We start from the raw sequence: 16472 nt of genomic DNA, 5'->3' as shown, positions 1-16472 counted from the left end.
CGCGCTGCTTAGAGCCGCAACAGCCCGCTCGCAAGCAGGCCTTCATGCGCGGTTTCGCCGTGGCCAACGGCGCTGAGCATCAACGCCCCTTCGATCAGCGTCATCAGATACCGTGCGCCGCCCGCCGGGTCGGGATCGTCTTCGGGCATCTGCCCTTCCAGCCACGCTAGCTGGCGGGTCATCATCGCTTGCGCGGCTTCGCGATAGCCGGGAAGCCCGCGTGCCGATCCGGCGACAATGTCCCACCACAGCACCAGAAACGCGGCCATCGCCGGTTTGCGCCCCTCGGCCAGAATCCGCGCGAGACATTCCTGCCGGGTCTGTGGCCGCTGCGGACCGAGCGCCGCATCGAGCGCGGCCGAGTAGATATCGGCGATATAGCCCAGCAGATCGGCAATCAGCGTCTCCTTGTTGCCGAAATGATAGATCAGCATCCGGTCGCTGGTGCCCGCCGCGCGCGCGAGCGGACGCAGGCTTGCACCGCCCAGCCCATGTTCGAGCACATGCGCAGCCAGCGCGGGCAGCAATGTTTCGCGGGACAGTGGAACGGTCGGCATTTTTCCTCTTGTAGCGAACGCTACATAAAGCTAACTGGCGTTGTAGCAATCGCTACATAGACAGAGAGGCATTCATGAACACCCTCGAAATCATTTGGGTCGCCGCACTGGCAGGCGGGCTTATCGCCCTTCTTACCATCCTGTTCGCAAAGCGCGAGGTCGGCAGCACTGTCGCTGCAGCGATGCTGTGCGGCGGGTTCGGCGCGTTCACCGCCGTGCAGATCGCGCAGGAGGGGGTGATCGGCTTTTTCACCAACCACACCCGGAACCTGACCGGGGTGCAGGTGTGGTGGGATCTGATCATGTGCGCGATGATTGCGCTGTTCTTCATCGCGCCGCGGGCCAGACGGCAGGGCATGAATGTCCCGCTATGGGCGCTGCTGGTCGGCTCAACCGCCAGCATCGGCCTGCTGGCGATGTGTGCGCGGCTGTTCTGGCTGGAGCGGACGGCGAGCGAGGCGGCATAATCCTCCTTGCCCAAGCGCCTGCCGCTGCCTAAGCGGCAGGCCATGGCCGAGGGGCGCTCACCAGACTTGGCAAATCCCGCCCCGCCGGTTCATCCGCGCGATCCATTGGCGTGGTGTCTGGCGATCACCGGGCTTTATGCGCTGCTCGCCGGGTGGCGGCTGGCGATCCCTTCGATTCCGTTCTTCGACGAGGTGCATTACGTGCCCGCCGCGCGCGAATTCGTCGCGCTGTTCGAGCAGGGTTTCGGTGAATACCGCAATCGAGAGCATCCCTTGCTGGGCAAGGAACTGATCGCGCTAGGCATGATGCTGGCGGGCGACAATCCGCTGGGCTGGCGACTGATGCCGCTGGCGTTCGGCACACTGGCGCTGTTCGCGTCGATGCGCGCGCTGTGGCACGCCAGCGAAGATCGCTTCGCGACGCTGGCTTTCGGCGTGCTGCTGGCAACCGGCTTCCACCTGTTCGTCCATTCGCGCATCGCCATGCTCGATGTATTCATGGCAAGCTTTCTGGCCGTCGCCGCATGGCAATTTGCCGGAGCCTGCGCGCAGCCCGAAAAGGGCCGGTGGCGGCTGGCGCTGACCGGCATTGCGCTGGGCTGTGCCATGGGGGCGAAGTGGAACGCGATCCCGATCGCGGTGCTGCCCGGACTGGTGTTCTTTGCCGCGCGGATTTCAGCTGGGCGGCGGCGATTGTTCTTCTCCCGCCGCGGCGCGCCGGTGCCGGGGGTTACGTTGGTCGAGGCGTTCCTGTGGCTCGGCATCGTGCCGCTGGTCACCTATGCGCTGACCTTCGTGCCCGGATACTGGATGAGCGAATATCTACGCCCCTCCCCGCTCGCCGAGCAGGGTTTGATCGGGCTGCATGGCAACATACTGAGCCTGCAACAGCAAGTGCTCACGCCGCATAATTACCAGAGCAACTGGCCGCAATGGCTGCTCAACACGCGCGGCATCTGGTATCTGTACGAGGTCGTCGACGGGGCGCAGCGCGGGGTGCTGCTGATCGGCAATCCGCTCACAATGCTCCTCGGCCTACCCGCGCTGGCGTGGTGTCTGGTGATCGGCGCGTGGCGCAGCGACTGGGCGCGGCTGGGGGTGGTGATCGGCTATGCCGCCGCGCTCGGCCTGTGGCTGATCGCGCCAAAGCCGGTGCAGTTCTATTACCACTATTTCGTGCCGAGCTTCTTCCTGCTTGGCGCGCTGGCGCTGGCGCTGTCGGACCTGCGCCGTGCGGGTTGGGGCACATGGCTGGCATGGGGCACGCTGGCCGCATCGGCGGGGCTGTTCGCGCTGTTCTACAAGGTGCTGGCTGCCGCCCCGCTGGAAGGCGCGGCGAGTTTCGTCAAGTGGGCGTGGTTGGTGGGGTGGAGGTGATTTTGCTTTCCGCACGCCTCCGGCGCGCGAAATCCTCGCTCACGCGACCTGAAGGTCACGTCGCTGCGGGCGGCCGGTCGGCCTTGCGATCGCTTCGTGACCGAATAGCGTCATCTCGCTAACGCTCACTCAAAACCTCCCCCAAACGAAGCGGCTCGACAGGGCGTAGTTCCACACCGATCCCACCAGAATGCCTGCCAGCGCGGCTAGCGCCCAAAACACGCCCTGCCCGTCCAGAAAGGTCGCCACCGCGACGTTGGCGAAGGCGCCGACCGCGCAGGTCGCGCAGAAGCCGAGCCAGCCGCGCAGCACCGCGCTTGCACCTTTCAGGCGTTTATCCCGATAGGTCAGCCAGTTGTTGAGCCAGAAGTTGAAGCTCATCGCCACCAGCACCGCCGCGGTCTGCGCCAGCGCGAACCCTTCGCCGATAAGGAACAGCAGCGCGGAGAGCACGGCGAAATGCACCACTACGCCCAGCCCGCCGACCGTGCCGAACAGCGCGAACCGGGTCGGGATCACCTGCCCCAAAGTCTTGTCATAAAGCCCAGCGAGAAAATCGAACAACACGGCGCGGTCCAACTTGCTTGTCCCTTCCCTGCGGGCGGCAAATTGCAGCGGGAATTCCTTGACCCGCATCGGCGTGTCCGAAGTCGCCAGCAGATCGAGCAGGATCTTGAACCCGATCCCCGACAGGCGCGGCACCAATGCGCGGGCGCGCGCGGTTTCGAGCATGAAGTACCCGCTCATCGGATCGGTCAGCTCCACACCGGTCAGCCGCCGGGCAAGTCCGTTGGCGAAAGCGGACAGGCGCTCGCGTTCGGGCGCGGCCCAGTCGTCGGTGCTGGCCCCCTCGGCAAAGCGGCTGGCGACGGCAATGTCCGCCTCCCCCGCTTTCAACGCCGCCAGCATCGCGGGCAGCAGCGCGGGATCGTGCTGATGGTCGGCGTCCATGACCGCCACATAGGGAGCAGGCGTGGCGCAGAATCCTTCGATCGCCGCGCTCGCCAACCCGCGCCGCCCGATCCGCTGGATCACCCGCACGCGGGCATCGGCCAGCGCCAATGTGCGCGCCTCGTCCGCCGTGCCGTCATGGCTGTCGTCATCGACGATGATGACCTCCCAGCGCACATCACCCATCGCCGCCGCGATCCGCTCCAGCAGAGGGGCAAGGTTGCCGCGCTCGTTCAGAGTCGGCAGGATGATGGCGAGGTCGAGCATCGCTGATTGTCCCCCGGCCCGCAGCCGTCAGAGCCGCGTGCGCACCGCTTCGCCGATTGCCGCCGTGCCGTGGCTGCCGCCGAGATCGCCGCCAAGGATGCCGTCAGCCAGCGCCGCTGCAACCGCGTTCTCGATCCGCGCCGCCTCCGCCTCACGCCCGAAGGAATGGCGCAGCATCATCGCCGCCGACAGGATCGTCGCCATCGGGTTGGCCTTGCCCTGACCGGCGATATCGGGCGCGCTGCCGTGAATCGGTTCATACAAGCCGAAGGTGCCGAATGCAGTCGTGCGCTCACCCAGCGAGGCGCTGGGCAGCAGGCCGATGGAGCCAACCGCCGCGCTCGCCAGATCGGACAGGATATCGCCGAACAGGTTGCCGGTCAGCACCACGCCAAAGCGGTTCGGGTGGCTCACCACCTGCATTGCGGCATTATCGACATACATGTGATCGAGCGGCACGCCCGGATATTCGCCCGCGACTTCGATCACCACATCGCGCCACAACTGACTGGTTTCCAGCACATTGGCCTTGTCCACATTGGTCAGCTTGTGCCCGCCCGCCGCCGCCGCGCGGAAGGCGACATGGGCAATGCGCCGCACTTCGTGTTCGGCATAGGACATCGCGTCCCAACCCTCGCGCTCTCCGCTGTCGGTCACGCGCTGGCCCTTGGCGCCGAAATAGACGTCGCCGGTCAATTCGCGCACGATCAACATGTCGAGACTGGCGGCGATATCGGCGCGCAGCGGGGAGAGGCGCTCAAGCCCGGCGAACACCTTGGCGGGCCGCAGGTTGGCAAACAGGCCGAGTTCCTTGCGCAGGCCCAGAATCGCCTGCTCGGGCCGCAGGTGGCGTTCCAGCGCGTCACAATCGGGATCGCCCACCGCGCCGAACAGGATCGCATCGGCTGCGCGCGCCATGTCGAGCGTTTCTGCCGGAAGTGGATGGCCGTGGCGCTTGTAGGCGATGCCGCCGACATCGCCTTCGAACAGGGTCAGCCCCGGCAGCGAAAGGCTTTCGAGCACGCGCACGGCTTCGGCGGTGACTTCGGGGCCGATCCCGTCGCCGGGCAGAACTGCAATCTTCATCGGTGTTCGTCTCTCAGGCCATGCGTTGCAGCCGCTCGATCAGCAGCTTTCGCGCGGCCATAACATCGCCCCTCGCGCCCGCAAGCAGGGAGTGCGCCAGCGGCCTTTCCAGCGCCGCCAGCGCGGCCATTTGCGCGGGGAAATCCCCCGCATTGTCGGGCCGCCCACCGCCGTATCCAAGCTCGCGCAGCAGCATCGTTTCATAGGCGATCAATCCGCTGACCCACCCCCGCGCCGACGGGGCAAGCGCAATCGCATCGAGCAGACCGTCGAGCGACTCGAAGATGCCGTGATAGGGATTGCGTTCGGGCAGCGCTGCCGCCGTCAGCCCGCACACCCACTGGATCGCGGCGGCAGGTAGCGGCTCTGTCATCAGTGCGGCGCGGGAATGTTCGAGCTCCAGCTTGGCAAACGGCAACTGGCTGGCGGCGCGGGTCGCAAGGTCCAGCGCCACGCGGTTGCCCGGCACCATCACCGCACGCATCTGCCGCCCGCGTCCGCCGGCGACATAGCCTGCGACCAGGCCGTGTTCGGCCGTCAGCAAACGGGCAATCGCGCCGGTTTCGCCCTGTTGGCGGCTGGCGAGCAGAATGGCGGGTGCGCGCAGGTTCACGCGCGCACCGTCCGATTACTTCTTGGAGAGCTTGGCTTCCAGCGCAGCGACCTTCGCTTCGAGCGCGTCGGCCTGTTCGCGGGCCTTCTGGGCCATCGCCTTGACCGTGTCGAATTCCTCGCGGCTGACGAAATCGATCCCGCCCATCGCTTCACGCATGCGTTCGCGCGCGCTTTCGCGGGCTTCGCGGGTCATGCCCGCCATGGTCCCGGCGGCGCTGTTGGCGAGTTTGACGAGGTCGGCGATGATCGGGTTCTGGCTTTGCATTTTTTCTTTTTGGGGATGCTTGCACCGAAGTGCAAGCATCCTCCTCGCTCTCGCGATCTAACGATCGCTTCGCTGCGGGCGCGCAGTCGCGCTTGCGGACGTGCTGCGCCGTCCGGAACGTGCCATGCGCCCGCCGTGGATGCCTACAATTCGACCCGCGTTTCCGCGCCGCTGGCGCCGCGTTGTCCGCCATCGGGGTTGGCGACAATGAACTGGTAATTGAGCGCGCTGGCAAAGCACAGCCACGCCAGATAGGGCAGCAGCAGCAGCCCGGCGGCGCGGCGCACCCGCCAGATCAGCACCAGAGCGACCACCAGGCTGACCACCCCATAGCCCAAAACCGCCATGGCGGCGTTCATGTCCCGCAGGCCGAAGAACACCCCCGTCCACGCCTGTGTGCCGATGAAATGGAGCGCGAACACAACCAGCGCCAGCCCGCGACCCGATGCGCCCCAGGCGCTGGCGACCAGTGCCAGCGACAGGCCGATCATCACGAACAGGATGGTCCAGACGATCCCGAACGCAGCCGGCGGCGGATAGATCGCAGGTTTTTCCAACCCGGCGAACCACGGCGTGTCAGGCCCGCCCAACTGACCAGCGGCAAAGCCGATCAGCAGCACCAGCGGCACCAGAAACAGCGCCCAGCGCAGGAAACTGGCGCGCAATTGTTTTTTGGAAGCAAGGACGTTCATTATCTCTCCCCGTGCCGAGGCTAAGGTGATTCTCCTGCGCCCGCCCGTGTTCGCGCTGGATAACAGAGCCGCGCATCAGCGCCAAACATACTCGGAAAATCATATCCTTTCGGACGCCGACCCGCCGATATGGTGCACCAAATCCTGACAGTGCCGATCCTAACCTAAGTAAGCGCTTGGGCTGGCGTGCTTCCGTCTGCTAATACCCGCCACATTCCTGCCGTGATTCGGAAGCGTTGCGGCGGCGGGGAGTTACCGAACCCACGCGCTTCCGGTTGTTACAGGGGAATTATCATGAAGAAGTTTTCTGCGCTGATCGCCGTCGCCAGCCTCGCTCTCGTCACCGCTGCCTGCTCGGCCCCGGCTGAAGAAACCGTCGAAGAAGGTGCCGAAATGACCGCTGAAGGCACTGAAATGGCTGCCGAAGGCGACGCAATGGCTGCCGAAGGCGAAGCGATGGCTGCCGAAGGCGAAGCAATGGTCGAAGAAGGCGCCGACGCGATGGTCGAAGAAGCCGTGGCTGAAGAAGCTCCTGCTGCCGAGTAAGCCTTCGGGCTTGCCCGTCCCGGTGTGAACCACCGGGCAGCGGACAGACAAGACCGGCGGTGACCCACGGGTTGCCGCCGGTTTTTGTTTGGCAACCGGCCTCAGCTTAGCCGCGCCGGGCGGCAATCAGGAATTCGACATTGCCCTGCGGCCCGGTGATCGGGCTTTCGACAATGCCCTGTACGTCCCAGCCCAGCCCTTCGATCCAGCCGCGCACTTCGTCGCACACGCGGGCATGCAAAGCGGGATCGCGCACCACTCCGCCCTTGCCGACCTCTTCACGCCCGACTTCGAATTGCGGCTTGATCAGCGCAACCAGCTGGCACTGCGGCGCGGCCAGTTGCAGCGGCACGTCGAGCACCTTGGCAAGGCTGATGAAGCTCGCATCGCAGACCACCCAATCGCACGGACGGTCGATGTGTTCAGGCGTGAGAATGCGCGCAGAGGTCTGCTCGAGCACAGTGACGCGCGGGTCTTCGCGTAAGCGCCACGCCAGCTGGTTGGTGCCGCTGTCCACCGCGAACACGTGCGCCGCGCCATGCGTCAGCAGCACATCGGTGAACCCGCCGGTGGAGGAGCCGATATCCATCGCCACCGCGCCTGCCGGATCGAGCCCGAAATGCTCCAGTGCGTGCGCCAGTTTGATCCCGCCGCGACTGACCCAGGGATGATCGCGCCCGCGCACATCCAGCGGGGTGTCATCGGCGATCTGGTGGCCGGGCTTGTCGATCTTGGCCTCACCCACGAACACCAGACCTGCCATCACCAGCGCCTGTGCGCGGGCACGGCTTTCAGCCAAGCCGCGCTCGACCAGAAGCTGATCGATGCGGCGCTTTTGCGGTTTTGCGGGACGAGGCGAGTGTTCAGACATGGACATTCCGGGGTGGACAGGCGCGGGCTGTAGCGCGCAAAGTGGCGGCATGAAAGCGATCTACTGCCACGCTCTCGGTGCTGTCGCACTGACCTTTGCCCTTGCCGCCTGCGTGCCCTCGGTCGAGGCGCCAGCCTCGGCGCCCGCACCCGCGCCTGCGCCCAGCCCGGTGGCTCGCCCGGCACCTGCCCCCGCTCCTGTGCCGCCGCCGCCGGTGCAGGCACCGGTGAGCGACAACTGGATGGACGCGCCCGCAACGCCGGGGACATGGCGCTACGTTGCACAGGACGGTTCGAGCGTCGCCGAATTCTTGTCTCCGGGCAATGAACGGCTGGCTGCGATATCGTGCGCCTATGGCCGCGATGTGTTCGTGGCCGTCTACGGCGCAGGCGCGGGGCCGATCACGATCCGCAGCGAAACGGCAACCCGCACCCAGATCGCCAGCCCCAGCGGGATGGTCGCACGCACACAGGTGGCACCCGGCGACCCCCTGCTGGACGCGATGGCGCTGAGCAAAGGACGATTCGCTATCGAGGCGGGCGGCCAGCCGTCGCTTTACCTGCCTGCCTGGGCCGAAGTGAGCCGGGTGATCGAGGATTGTCGGTAATTTTGTAGTGCGAACCCGCCTCCGCGGGTTCGTCCTCGGCGCTGCTTCTGCCGCTGTGCGGCAGAGCGCCTGCGGGGCGGCCGCGTGGCCTTGCGGGCCTGCGGCCCGGCAATCAGGAACACCCGATTCTATACATTAATATCCACAGGCTTGTCCGCAGGCTGTCCACAACGCGCCGCCGAAACGCAAAACGCCCGAGGCATCCCTCAGGCGTTCGATCCGCGCGCTTCTTGCGGCGGGGGCAGAGTATGACGCGGGAAAAGTTTTTTACAAGACTTGTCACTGTCACCTCCATGATTCACATTGCATCCCGAGGCCAGCGGCGATCGCGGCTCTCGGCCCCCGGTGATGCGGCGGGTCTGGCTCACAAGCGCGAAAGGAGGTGATCCGATGTCTCATGGTTCAGTAGCGAGGTCGGTGAAGATCCCTACGGAGCATACTCGGTAATTATCTGGCCAAGTAAGGCTTCGTGAGCGGCACTTCCGGCCGCTGACCATGTCAAGGGCAGTTCCATGCACCCCTTATTTCGGGGCGCGGAGCTGCCCTTTTCATTTGTGCTTCAGGCCTTTGCTTTGCGAACCTGCCTCCGCAGGTTCGTCCTCGGGGCTGTTCCTTCGCTGCGCTACGGGCCCCTGCGGGCGGGCGGTCGCCCTTGCGGGCCTCTGGCCCATTCTGGCCCTCTCCTCTAAAGGAGGGGAGCCGTCCGCAAGAATGGTGGAGGGGCGACCAAGGGTGATCCCGCAACACGCGTCTTGCCCAAATCCCCGCGCAGGATTAGGCGCAAATCATGCACTTCACCCGCACGCCTCACCCCGCGCCCACGCCCGATGCCACTCGCGATGCGCTGATTGCCGATCCCGGCTTCGGGACGGTGTTCACCGATCATATGGTGGTGATCGATTACGACGAGGCGCTCGGTGGGTGGCAGACGCCGACGATCGGCCCGCGCGGGCCCATCCCGCTCGATCCGGCGGCCAGCGTGCTGCACTATGCGCAGGAGATATTCGAAGGCATGAAAGCCTTCGCCCATGCCGATGGCGGGCTGTCGCTGTTCCGTCCGGATGCCAACGCACAGCGGTTCAACGCCAGCGCGCGGCGCATGGCGATGCCGGAAATCCCGGAGGAAACCTTCCTCGCCGCCGTGCGCGAAATCGTTGCTGCCGACGCCGCATGGCTGCCGCCAATCGAGGGCGGATCGCTGTATATCCGGCCCTTCATGTTCGCGTCCGAAGCCTTTCTCGGCGTGCGCCCGGCCAAGCAGTACAAGTTCGTGGTGATCATCAGCGCGGCGGGCAATTACTTCAAGAAGGGCGTGAACCCGGTCAAAATCTGGGTGAGTCAGGATTATGTCCGCGCCGCACCCGGCGGCACCGGGGCGGCCAAGACCGGCGGCAACTACGCCGCATCGCTGGTCCCGCAGGCAGAGGCCACGGCGCAAGGCTGCGATCAGGTGGTGTTCCTCGACGCGGTCGAACACCGCTGGGTCGAGGAGCTGGGCGGTATGAACCTGTTCTTCATCCGGTCTGACGGCAGCGTCATCACCCCGCCGCTGACCGGTACGATCCTGCCCGGCATCACCCGCGATTCGCTTATCGCGATGCTGCGCGAGGAAGGGCTTGAAGTGCGCGAGGAGCCCTACGGGATCGACCAATGGCGCGAAGAGGCGGAAAGCGGCACGCTGCTGGAAACCCTGGCCTGCGGCACGGCTGCTGTGGTCACTCCCGTCGGCACCGTCGCCTCGCCCTCTGGGGAGTTTACCATCGGCACCGGCGGTATCGGCCAGATGGCGCAAAAGATGCGCGAGCGGCTGGTCGGCATCCAGACCGGCCGGATCGCCGACACGCACGGCTGGGTGATGCGGGTTTGATCCAGGTCGCTGCGCTCTACCGCTTCACGCCATTCCCCGACCCCGAAGCGTTGCGCGCGCCCCTGCTCGCCGCGTGCGAGGCGCATGGGATCAAGGGCACGCTGCTGCTCGCCCGCGAGGGGATCAACGGCACGATTGCGGGCAGCGACAATGCGCTGGCATCGGTGCTCGGCCATATCCGCAAGTTGCCGGGGTGCGCTGACCTCGACGTTAAATACTCCAACGCGCCCGAAATGCCGTTTCACCGCATGAAGGTGCGGGTGAAGCGCGAGATCGTGACCATGGGCGAACCCGACATCGACCCGACGCTGTCGGCGGGCCACTATGTCGATCCGCATGACTGGAACGCGCTGATCGCCGATCCGGACACCATCGTGATCGACACCCGCAACGACTACGAAGTCGCGGTCGGCACCTTTGCGGGCGCGGTCGATCCGCAGACGCCATCCTTCCGCGATTTCCCCGCCTGGTTCCGCGAGCATCGCGACGAACTGCTCGATGGCAAAAAGAAGGTCGCGATGTTCTGTACCGGCGGCATCCGCTGCGAGAAATCCACGAGCTTCCTGCGTGCCGAGGGGATCGACGAGGTCTATCACCTCAAGGGCGGCATTCTGAAGTATCTCGAACACGTGCCTGAAACCGAAAGCCTGTGGCAAGGCGAGTGCTTCGTCTTCGATGAACGGGTGACTGTGCGCCACGGGCTCGAACAAGGCACCTTCCAACTGTGCCGCGCCTGCCGCCGCCCGCTGGATGCCGCCGCCCTTGCCCATCCCGATTACGAGGACGGGGTGAGCTGCCCCGCCTGCATCGACGAACGCACGCCCGAACAACGCGCCGGTTATGCCGAGCGCCAGCGGCAGGAGGCGCTTGCCAAGGCACGCGGCGAACTGCACGTCGGCGCAGTACGCAAGGCGCTGCCATGACCGCCCTCCCGATCCTCTACTCCTTCCGCCGCTGCCCCTATGCGATGCGGGCGCGGATGGCGCTGTGGACGGCGGGGGTCGCAGTGGAATTGCGCGAGGTGAAGCTCGCCGCCAAGCCGCCGCAGCTTGCCGAAGCCTCGCCCAAGGCAACCGTGCCAGTGCTGGTGCTGGAGGACGGCACCGTGCTGGATGAAAGCCTCGCGATCATGCGCTGGGCGCTGGCGCAGAACGACCCCGAAGGCTGGCTGGCGGGCGATGATCCGGCGCTGATTTCGCGCAATGACGGGCCGTTCAAGCACCATCTCGACCGTTACAAATACCCGAACCGCTATCCCGATGAGGCAGGCGGCGATGAGGCCACATTCCGCCTCGATCATCGCACCCACGGCTTGTCGGTGCTGCTTGATCTGGATGCGCGGCTTGGCATGAGCGCGTATCTGCGCGGTGATCGCCCCACCCTTGCCGACATCGCGCTGTTCCCGTTTATCCGCCAGTTCGCCAACACCGATCGCGACTGGTTCGACGCGCAGGGATTGCCGCATGTGCAGGAATGGCTCGAACGGCACCTTGCTTCGGACCTGTTCAAGGCTGTCATGCCCAAATTCGCGCCCTGGCAGGCCGGAGACCCGCCGATCCGGTTCGGGCCGTAGCTGCATTTGCTGCAATGCGGGATTTCCTTTGGGCGCGCGGCCATAGCCTGTTACAGGCCCGCCCATGCTTACCATCGACGGTGTCACAGTGCGGCTTGGCGGCCGGGCCATTCTTGAACGCGCCAGCGCAACCGTGCCGGTGGGCGCGCGCGTCGGCCTCATCGGCCGCAACGGCGCGGGCAAGTCCACGCTGATGAAGGCATTGATCGGCGAGATCGAACCCGACGACGGTGAAATCAGCAAGCCTTCGCGTGCGCGGATCGGCTATATCGCGCAGGAAGCCCCCAGCGGCAGCATGACGCCGGAGGAAGTGGTGCTCGCCTCCGCCACCGAACGCGCCAGCCTGCTGGAAGAGCTGGAAACCTGCACCGACATGGACCGCATGGGCGATGTCCACGAACGCCTGCTCGCCATCGACGCCTATTCAGCCCCGGCGCGCGCAGCCAAGATCCTCAACGGCCTAGGGTTTGACGAAGAGATGCAGAAGCGCCCGGTCGACAGCTTTTCCGGCGGCTGGAAAATGCGCATCGCGCTGGGCGCATTGCTGTTCTCCGAACCTGACATCCTGCTGCTGGACGAGCCTTCGAACCACCTGGATCTCGAAGCGACATTGTGGCTGGAGAACTTCCTCAAATCCTACCCCGCCACTCTGGTGGTGATCAGCCACGAACGCGACCTGCTCAACAAGGTGGTCGATCACATCCTCCACCTGCAGGGCGGGCAGTTGACGCTCTATCCCGGCGGCTATGATGCCTTCGAAAAGCAGCGCGCCGAACGCGCGGCGCAGTTGGCTTCTGCCAAGGCATCGCAGGATGCACAGCGCGCGCGGCTGCAGGATTACGTCGCTCGCAACTCGGCCCGCGCCTCCACCGCCAAACAGGCGCAATCGCGCGCCAAGATGCTCGCCAAGATGCAGCCCATCGCCGCGATGATGGAAGATCCGACGCTGAGCTTCGATTTTCCCGATCCGGCGGAGATGAAATCGCCGATGATCACGCTGGAACAGGCGGCGGTGGGTTACGGCGAAGCCCCGCCGATCCTGAAGCGGCTGAACTTCCGGATCGAGGCCGATGACCGGATCGCGCTGCTGGGCCGCAACGGCAATGGCAAGACCACACTGGCGCGCCTGCTCGCCTCGCAGCTTGCGCCTGCCGAAGGCGCGGTGAATGCGCCCGGCAAGCTCAAGGTGGGATATTTCACGCAGTATCAGGTCGAGGAACTGGCGGGCGAGGACACCCCGCTCGATCTGATGAACCGTGCGATGGACGGGCAATCGCAGGGCGCCATTCGCGCGCAGCTGGGCCGCTTCGGCTTTTCCGGTCCGCGCGCGAACCAGCGGGTCGACAAGCTTTCGGGCGGGGAGCGTGCGCGGCTGGCGTTGGCGCTGATCACCCGCGACGCGCCGCATCTGCTGATCCTCGACGAGCCGACCAACCACTTGGATGTCGACGCGCGCGAGGCGTTGATTCAGGCGCTCAACAGCTATTCCGGCGCGGTGATCCTGATCAGCCACGATCGCCACATGGTCGAACTGACCGCTGACCGGCTGGTGCTGGTCGATGGCGGGACCGCACGCGAATATGCCGGCAGCATGGATGATTACATCGACTTCATCCTCGGCCGGAAGCCGAAGGGCGATGCGATCAAGGGCAACAGCGCGGGCGCCAAGCCGAACGCGCCCAAGACCATGGCGCAGGCGCGCTTTGCCCAGTCCGAATTGGACAAGGCGGAAAAGGCCCTGGCCCGCGCGACTGCCGAGGTCGAGCGGCTGGATCAGCAGATCCTCGCGGCAAGCAGTGGCAAGCCCGGAGCGGACAGCGCAAAGCTGCAAAGCCTGCTGAGCGCCCGCGCCAAGGCGGCCGATACGCTGGCCGATTCCGAACAGGCATGGCTCGCCGCGGGGACAGTGCTGGAGGCGTTGGAACAGGTTTAGGGCTTTCCTGACACCCTTCCCTTGAGGGGAAGCGAAGCTGGCGCGCAGCGCCTACGGCTAGGGATGGGTGTGCAACGCACGCTGATGTCGTACGCCCACCCCCAACCCCTCCCCACGGGGAGGGGAGGAAGAAAGCGCCCGGATCAAGCCCGGGGGGGCGCTAGCGGTAAGGACCATTCAAGTCGCTAGACGGGAACGCAGACGTCCAGCCGCCGAAGCGGTATATCTGGCTGGCGGATTTCGGGATTGCATTCGGTTGCTGGAAATGACCGTTAGTGGGTGGAGAGCGGAAGGGCCGCTCCCCATTGGTCACTGCCCCGGCGGTGCAGGCTGGGGACGAATTAAAAAAGCTTATCCGGGGATGTGAATTCCGCACAGCTTGTTACCATCAGGGTCGCGCACGTAGGTCAGGTGGATCGTTCCCATCGCAGACTCCCGCGGACCGGGAGCGTCTTCGATTGATGTTCCGCCGTTGGCGACGGCCACATCGTGAAATTGCTGAACTTGTTCGGGTGAATTGCAAGAGAAAGCAACCGTAGCCCCGTTTGCCACAGTCGCCGGTTCATCGTTGATCGGCTGAGTGACGATGAAGTTTGTTCCGCCCGGGTTCGGGTAGAAGAGGCGCATATGCCCGCTTCCGGCAATATTGTTCATCGGTTCTGGCATTCCCAGAACACCCAGAACCGCGTTGTAGAACTGCCGCGACCGCTCGATGTCGTTGGACCCTACCATTGTGTGGAACAGCAATCTCTATCTCCCTATCGTTTCGCGGACGCTTGTGGAGGCAGTGGGAGATCAGAGCAAGCGGCGAATTGCGAGCTATGCCGTTGAACAACATAGGCCGAACTGGCAGAAAGTTCCGATTACAGCGGTTCCGGGCCCTATAAACTTGTGGCCGCTTTCAGGAAGTCGCTGCCCGCAGCAAACGACCGCAACGGGGTCGATTCCTGAACGGCAGGTTTTCTCCAGCCCCATGGGAAAGCCGCCCGGCAGGTTTCGGCCATCACCGTTCACCGTGCCGCCCTCACACCTCCCCTACCCCAACCCCTCCCGAAACGCATCGACCAGCCAGCTTGCCGCAGGGCCGAGCCGCGTGTCGCGTCGCCATAGGGCGCTCAGGCGATAATGTGCGCCGGGCTTTTCCGGCAGGTCGAGTTCCACCAGCGAGCCGCTCGCCAGATCGCCCGCCACCATCGCGCGCGGCATGTTGCCCCAGCCCAGCCCTTCGCGCAGCAACGAATGCTTCGCACCCAAGTCCCCCAGCCGCCACGTCAGCGGGCTGAGAACCGAGAACTCGCGGCCCTCTGTCATCGGAGAACGGTCGGTCAGCACCAGCTGCAGGTGGCGGCGGCTTTCTCCCGGCGCGATGCCCGGTTGCGAAAGCGGGTGGGACGGCGCGGCGACGGGGATCAGGTCGATTTCCCCCACCGCCTGCCGCTCCAGCCCCGGCTGATCGCCGATCACCGGGCCGCCGATGGCCAGATCGGCCTCGCCATCGATCAGGCAGGCCGCGACCGCGCCCAGCCCTTCGATCCGCAAAGTCAGCGCGCAGGTGGGGAACATCTGCCGGAACGCGCCAAGCACGTGCGCCGTCACCTCGCCGGACACCATGACATCGACCACCAGCGTGATCGCCGCTTCCTGCCCCGCGTGGAGCGAGCGCGCCTTCGCCAGCAGCGCATCGGCCCGGTCGGCAACGCTGCGCGCCTCCGCCAGCAGACCCTCGCCCGCCGCAGTCAGCACCGGGCGGCGCGATCCTTCGCGCTCGAACAGGGTGAGCGCCAACTGCGCCTCCAATTGGGCGATACCGTAGGACACTGCCGAAACCGCGCGCCCCATCGCCTTGGCCGCGCCGCCGAAGCTGCCGTGGTCGGCGACCGCGATGAAGATGCGCAACTGATCGAGGGTGGGTTCACCGAGTTTCATGGGCTGCATGTTCAAATAATCCGAACATCTTGGCAAGTTTTATCGCACTTATCCGTTTGAACCATACCGCCTATCTCCCGTTGCAACAGAGCGAGCCCAGTTGCGGGCCACTCCGAAACAAGGAGAAACGCCATGATCGAACTTCGTCCCTTCAACACGCTGGGTGCCGCCGACCACGGTTGGCTGGATGCGCGCCACCACTTCTCGTTCGCCAGCTATCACGATCCTGCCCGCGTCCACTGGGGCGCATTGCGGGTCTGGAACGATGACAAGATCGCTGCGGGCACCGGCTTCCCCACCCATCCGCACAGCGACATGGAGATCATCACCTATGTCCGCACCGGCGCGATCACGCACCGCGACAGCATGGGCAACGAAGGCCGCACCGAAGCGGGCGACGTGCAGGTGATTAGCGCGGGCAGCGGCGTGCGCCATTCGGAATACAACCGCGAAGGCACAGACACGACGCTGTTCCAGATCTGGATCATCCCCGACGAGCGCGGCGGCGAACCCAGCTGGGGCGCGCGCCAGTTCCCCAAGGACAGCCGCAACGGCGCCTTCGTCCCGCTCGCCAGCGGCGTGGCGAACGATAACGACGCGCTCAAGATCCGTGCCGATGCGCGGGTGCTGGGGGCAACGATCAAGGCGGGTGAGAGCGTGACCTACACGCCCCGCAGTGCTGACCGTCACCTCTATCTGGTGCCCGCCACCGGCAAGATCCGGATCGATGACGTCGAGGCGAACGCCCGTGACGGCGTAGCGATCACGGCGCTGGACAGCGTCACCATCACCGCGCTGGAAGACAGCGAAGTGGTGCTGGTCGACGCAGCGTAAGCCTTCCCCCCGGAGCCGGCCGGTTCCCCCACCCTGTC

General features: G+C 65.3%; 18 protein-coding genes. 9 read left to right on the top strand and 9 right to left on the bottom strand.

What is annotated here, in order from left to right:
* Positions 1–8: 8 nt before the first annotated feature.
* Complete coding sequence (locus Q0L48_RS00090) at positions 9–557, bottom strand: TetR/AcrR family transcriptional regulator (RefSeq protein WP_296715914.1); 549 nt, start codon at positions 555–557, stop codon at positions 9–11.
* 74 nt (positions 558–631) lie between these two features.
* Here Q0L48_RS00090 and Q0L48_RS00085 point away from each other — a divergent pair, with 74 nt between their 5' ends.
* Together Q0L48_RS00085 and Q0L48_RS00080 are read left to right on the top strand one after the other, a co-directional pair.
* Positions 632–1024 (top strand): hypothetical protein, encoded by a 393-nt coding sequence (locus Q0L48_RS00085; RefSeq protein ID WP_296715913.1) that lies wholly within the window; start codon positions 632–634, stop codon positions 1022–1024.
* Between the two features lie 66 nt (positions 1025–1090).
* Complete coding sequence (locus Q0L48_RS00080; protein ID WP_296715911.1) at positions 1091–2401, top strand: phospholipid carrier-dependent glycosyltransferase; 1311 nt, start codon at positions 1091–1093, stop codon at positions 2399–2401.
* A 129-nt stretch (positions 2402–2530) separates the two neighbouring features.
* Here Q0L48_RS00080 and Q0L48_RS00075 read toward each other — a convergent pair whose 3' ends face one another.
* The 5 genes from Q0L48_RS00075 to Q0L48_RS00055 form a co-directional block, all read right to left on the bottom strand.
* Positions 2531–3619, bottom strand: coding sequence for a glycosyltransferase family 2 protein (locus Q0L48_RS00075; RefSeq protein ID WP_296715909.1), 1089 nt, complete (start codon positions 3617–3619; stop codon positions 2531–2533).
* 27 nt (positions 3620–3646) lie between these two features.
* Positions 3647–4705 (bottom strand): 3-isopropylmalate dehydrogenase, encoded by a 1059-nt coding sequence (gene leuB, locus Q0L48_RS00070; RefSeq protein WP_296715907.1) that lies wholly within the window; start codon positions 4703–4705, stop codon positions 3647–3649.
* 13 nt (positions 4706–4718) lie between these two features.
* Positions 4719–5318: a recombination protein O N-terminal domain-containing protein gene (locus Q0L48_RS00065; RefSeq protein ID WP_296715905.1), complete on the bottom strand. Its 600-nt coding sequence runs from the start codon at positions 5316–5318 to the stop codon at positions 4719–4721.
* Between the two features lie 15 nt (positions 5319–5333).
* Positions 5334–5585, bottom strand: coding sequence for an accessory factor UbiK family protein (locus Q0L48_RS00060; RefSeq protein ID WP_296715903.1), 252 nt, complete (start codon positions 5583–5585; stop codon positions 5334–5336).
* Between the two features lie 143 nt (positions 5586–5728).
* Positions 5729–6277 carry a TspO/MBR family protein gene (locus Q0L48_RS00055; protein ID WP_296715901.1) on the bottom strand — a complete coding sequence of 183 codons (549 nt, stop codon included), beginning with the start codon at positions 6275–6277 and terminating at the stop codon, positions 5729–5731.
* 294 nt (positions 6278–6571) lie between these two features.
* On the opposite strand from Q0L48_RS00055, the gene Q0L48_RS00050 reads away from it, so the two are divergent.
* On the top strand, positions 6572–6823 hold the full coding sequence (locus tag Q0L48_RS00050; protein ID WP_296715900.1) for a hypothetical protein: 252 nt from the start codon (positions 6572–6574) through the stop codon (positions 6821–6823).
* A 106-nt stretch (positions 6824–6929) separates the two neighbouring features.
* On the opposite strand, the gene Q0L48_RS00045 is transcribed toward Q0L48_RS00050, so the two are convergent.
* A complete protein-coding gene (locus Q0L48_RS00045) occupies positions 6930–7694 on the bottom strand; it encodes a TlyA family RNA methyltransferase (protein ID WP_296715899.1) in 765 nt (254 codons plus the stop codon).
* Positions 7695–7743: 49 nt separating this feature from the next.
* Here Q0L48_RS00045 and Q0L48_RS00040 point away from each other — a divergent pair, with 49 nt between their 5' ends.
* The 5 genes from Q0L48_RS00040 (at position 7744) to Q0L48_RS00020 (ending at position 13674) form a co-directional block, all read left to right on the top strand.
* On the top strand, positions 7744–8301 hold the full coding sequence (locus Q0L48_RS00040) for a hypothetical protein (RefSeq protein ID WP_296715898.1): 558 nt from the start codon (positions 7744–7746) through the stop codon (positions 8299–8301).
* 787 nt (positions 8302–9088) lie between these two features.
* On the top strand, positions 9089–10168 hold the full coding sequence (locus Q0L48_RS00035) for a branched-chain amino acid aminotransferase (RefSeq protein ID WP_296715897.1): 1080 nt from the start codon (positions 9089–9091) through the stop codon (positions 10166–10168).
* Complete coding sequence (locus Q0L48_RS00030; RefSeq protein WP_367273977.1) at positions 10165–11091, top strand: rhodanese-related sulfurtransferase; 927 nt, start codon at positions 10165–10167, stop codon at positions 11089–11091. Before Q0L48_RS00035 ends, Q0L48_RS00030 begins: the two co-directional genes overlap by 4 nt.
* A complete protein-coding gene (locus Q0L48_RS00025) occupies positions 11088–11741 on the top strand; it encodes a glutathione S-transferase (RefSeq protein ID WP_296715896.1) in 654 nt (217 codons plus the stop codon). Before Q0L48_RS00030 ends, Q0L48_RS00025 begins: the two co-directional genes overlap by 4 nt.
* A gap of 64 nt (positions 11742–11805) precedes the next feature.
* Entirely contained in the window at positions 11806–13674 is a 1869-nt protein-coding gene (locus Q0L48_RS00020) for an ABC-F family ATP-binding cassette domain-containing protein (protein ID WP_296715895.1), read from the top strand.
* Positions 13675–14025: 351 nt separating this feature from the next.
* Here the strand turns inward: Q0L48_RS00020 and Q0L48_RS00015 are convergent, their stop codons facing one another.
* Both Q0L48_RS00015 and Q0L48_RS00010 read right to left on the bottom strand, forming a co-directional pair.
* Complete coding sequence (locus Q0L48_RS00015) at positions 14026–14421, bottom strand: VOC family protein (protein WP_054118497.1); 396 nt, start codon at positions 14419–14421, stop codon at positions 14026–14028.
* 288 nt (positions 14422–14709) lie between these two features.
* Positions 14710–15600, bottom strand: a complete 891-nt coding sequence (locus Q0L48_RS00010; RefSeq protein WP_296715894.1) for a LysR family transcriptional regulator — start codon at positions 15598–15600, stop codon at positions 14710–14712.
* 132 nt (positions 15601–15732) lie between these two features.
* Here Q0L48_RS00010 and Q0L48_RS00005 point away from each other — a divergent pair, with 132 nt between their 5' ends.
* Complete coding sequence (locus Q0L48_RS00005) at positions 15733–16434, top strand: pirin family protein (protein WP_296715893.1); 702 nt, start codon at positions 15733–15735, stop codon at positions 16432–16434.
* Positions 16435–16472 lie beyond the last annotated feature (38 nt).

Origin of the sequence: Erythrobacter sp. (assembly GCF_024305245.1) — a bacterium.
Lineage (GTDB): Bacteria > Pseudomonadota > Alphaproteobacteria > Sphingomonadales > Sphingomonadaceae > Erythrobacter.
This window is presented reverse-complemented; position numbering and strand designations above follow the sequence as displayed.

Coding starts and splice junctions, on each gene's coding strand:
- Q0L48_RS00005 (WP_296715893.1), top strand. CDS start 15,733: ATGATCGAACTTCGTCCCTTCAACACGCTGGGTGCCGCCGACCACGGT.
- Q0L48_RS00085 (WP_296715913.1), top strand. CDS start 632: ATGAACACCCTCGAAATCATTTGGGTCGCCGCACTGGCAGGCGGGCTT.
- Q0L48_RS00075 (WP_296715909.1), bottom strand. CDS start 3,619: ATGCTCGACCTCGCCATCATCCTGCCGACTCTGAACGAGCGCGGCAAC.
- Q0L48_RS00025 (WP_296715896.1), top strand. CDS start 11,088: ATGACCGCCCTCCCGATCCTCTACTCCTTCCGCCGCTGCCCCTATGCG.
- Q0L48_RS00055 (WP_296715901.1), bottom strand. CDS start 6,277: ATGAACGTCCTTGCTTCCAAAAAACAATTGCGCGCCAGTTTCCTGCGC.
- Q0L48_RS00060 (WP_296715903.1), bottom strand. CDS start 5,585: ATGCAAAGCCAGAACCCGATCATCGCCGACCTCGTCAAACTCGCCAAC.
- Q0L48_RS00020 (WP_296715895.1), top strand. CDS start 11,806: ATGCTTACCATCGACGGTGTCACAGTGCGGCTTGGCGGCCGGGCCATT.
- Q0L48_RS00010 (WP_296715894.1), bottom strand. CDS start 15,600: ATGAAACTCGGTGAACCCACCCTCGATCAGTTGCGCATCTTCATCGCG.
- Q0L48_RS00045 (WP_296715899.1), bottom strand. CDS start 7,694: ATGTCTGAACACTCGCCTCGTCCCGCAAAACCGCAAAAGCGCCGCATC.
- Q0L48_RS00035 (WP_296715897.1), top strand. CDS start 9,089: ATGCACTTCACCCGCACGCCTCACCCCGCGCCCACGCCCGATGCCACT.
- Q0L48_RS00040 (WP_296715898.1), top strand. CDS start 7,744: ATGAAAGCGATCTACTGCCACGCTCTCGGTGCTGTCGCACTGACCTTT.
- leuB (WP_296715907.1), bottom strand. CDS start 4,705: ATGAAGATTGCAGTTCTGCCCGGCGACGGGATCGGCCCCGAAGTCACC.
- Q0L48_RS00090 (WP_296715914.1), bottom strand. CDS start 557: ATGCCGACCGTTCCACTGTCCCGCGAAACATTGCTGCCCGCGCTGGCT.
- Q0L48_RS00050 (WP_296715900.1), top strand. CDS start 6,572: ATGAAGAAGTTTTCTGCGCTGATCGCCGTCGCCAGCCTCGCTCTCGTC.